Here is a 2,273-nt window from a genome sequence, read left to right on the forward strand (position 1 = left end):
CGGTGTGCGCCGTGAGGCGCTTCGTTGTATCCCCGGCGCAGTCGGGAGGAACTTGGAGGGAGGTTCTTGGGTCGCCCGGCTTACCTGAGCGCGAAAGCGGGAGGGGACCAGAGCATGCCGGGAAAGCGGCGGGCGCCTCGGAGGCGTTCAGGGCGTCGTGCCGCAAGGCCCGCGCGATATGGCCAAGGCTGGATTGCTTGAAGCCCAATCCCCAGAGTGAAAGTGACGCACCGTCGGAATGACGCCTGTAACCGATGTCTCGCCATGCCCGGGCATGAACCGTGAGACCGGGCAACCTCCATGGCGGGGGACGCCGCCCAGCGAGGGCGGTCAAGGGGATGAGTGGGCGGCCTACGTCGCGCTCGATACGTACAACGAAGACGTACCGCGGGATCGCCTACGGGGCGCGAGCCCTATGGCGACGGAGTGCCCGTAGTAGTCGCAGGAGTCACGACCTGCCGGGGAGGCCGGGAAAGCCGGACCGCAGGGCGAAGGGGCACAGGTAATCAAGATGCTCAGACGGGGAGGGATGCGCAATGCAGAGAGCTGAAACCGTGCTGAACGTCATCCGGGAACGCGGCAGGCGTGGCCTGCCGCTGGAGAGGCTGTACCGGCAGCTGTTCAACAGGGAGTTGTTCCTGCTGGCCTACGGGCGTATCTACGCCAACAAGGGTGCGATGACACCCGGGGTCACCAAGGAGACCGTGGACGGCATGTCACTGGCCAAGATTGACAGGATCATCGGGGCTCTGCGTGCGGAGTCCTATCGGTGGTCCCCGGCCAGGCGGGTCTATATCCCGAAGAAGATCGGGAAACGTCCGTTAGGCATGCCTCCTTGGTCGGACAAGCTGGTCGCGGAAGTAGTGCGCTTGCTTCTTGAGGCGTACTACGACGTCCAGTTCTCCGACCGCTCTCACGGTTTCCGCCCCAGACGGGGCTGTCACACCGCGCTGGACGAGGTGGTGTCGGTTTGGAAGGGAACGCACTGGATGATCGAGGGGGACATCTCCGACTGCTTCGGGAGCCTTGACCACGAGGTCATGCTCTCGACGCTGGCGGAGAAGATCCGCGACGGCCGGTTCCTGCAACTGATCGACCGGATGCTCAAGGCCGGGTACCTGGAGGACTGGCAGTGGAACGACACGCTCAGCGGCGCGCCGCAGGGCGGGGTCGCTTCACCGATTCTGTCCAACATCTACCTGGACCGGTTCGACCAGTTCATTGAACAGCGGCTGATACCGGATTACGACCGGGGCAGGCGTCGACGCAAGAACCCCGCGTATCAGAACGTTGAGAACCGGATCGCGAGGGCCAGACGGCACGGCGACCGGGAGGCGGTGCGCGCGCTGCAGCGCGAACGCCGCACCCTGCCGAGCCAGGACCCCGATGATCCTGGATATCGACGCCTTCGATACGTGCGGTACTGCGATGACTTCCTGCTCGGGTTCGCCGGTCCCAAGCGTGAAGCCGAGGAGATCAAGGCGAGGATCCGAGCGTTCCTGCTTGAGAAGTTGAAGCTGGAACTCTCCGAATCCAAGACCCTGATCACGCACGCCACCAGCCAGGCGGCGCGCTTCCTCGGCTACGAGATCAGGACCCAGCATGGCGACGCGAAGATCACCCGGAATCGTCGGGCGGTCAATGGCGCCATCGGCCTGTTCGTGCCCAGGACCGTCATCCGGGACAGATGCGCCCGCTACATGAGCAAAGGGAAGCCCGCCCTGCGCGGCCCGCTGCTGCACGACGAGGATTTCACGATCGTCGCCAAGTACGGGTCCGAGTATCGCGGGTTCGTCCAGTACTACGTTCTCGCCCAGGATGTCTTCCGCCTGGAACTGCTGCGCTGGGTCATGGAGACCTCGATGCTCAAGACCCTGGCCGGGAAGCACAAGTCGACCGTCACGAAGATGGCCCGCAGATACAAGGCGGCCGTCGACACTCCTGACGGCCGGCGGACCTGCTTCCAGGTCACGGTGCAGCGCGACAACGGTAGGAAACCACTGGTCGCCCGTTTCGGCGGAATCCCGCTCAAGCGTCAGCGCACCGCCGTCATCACCGACCGACAGCCCGCCATGGCCACTGCCCGGCGCAACGAGCTGATCCACCGGCTTCTCGCCGGGCAGTGTGAGTTGTGCGAGGGACGCGATGGACTGCAAGTCCACCACATCCGCAAACTCGCCGATCTCAACAAGCCAGGACGGCCGGAACGGCCGCCGTGGGTACACCTGATGGCCATGCGCAAGCGAAAGACCCTCGTGGTCTGCGAGCAGTGT

1 protein-coding gene is annotated in these 2,273 nt (G+C 64.5%); it reads left to right on the forward strand.

Features of this window, described 5'->3' with window-relative positions; all coding sequences use genetic code 11:
- Positions 1–536: 536 nt before the first annotated feature.
- On the forward strand, positions 537–2,273 hold a 1,737-nt coding region (locus KV557_RS41615; protein WP_218207322.1), incomplete at its 3' end, for a reverse transcriptase/maturase family protein.

This window comes from Kitasatospora aureofaciens (assembly GCF_019192735.1).
In the GTDB taxonomy this organism is placed as follows: domain Bacteria; phylum Actinomycetota; class Actinomycetes; order Streptomycetales; family Streptomycetaceae; genus Kitasatospora; species Kitasatospora aureofaciens_A.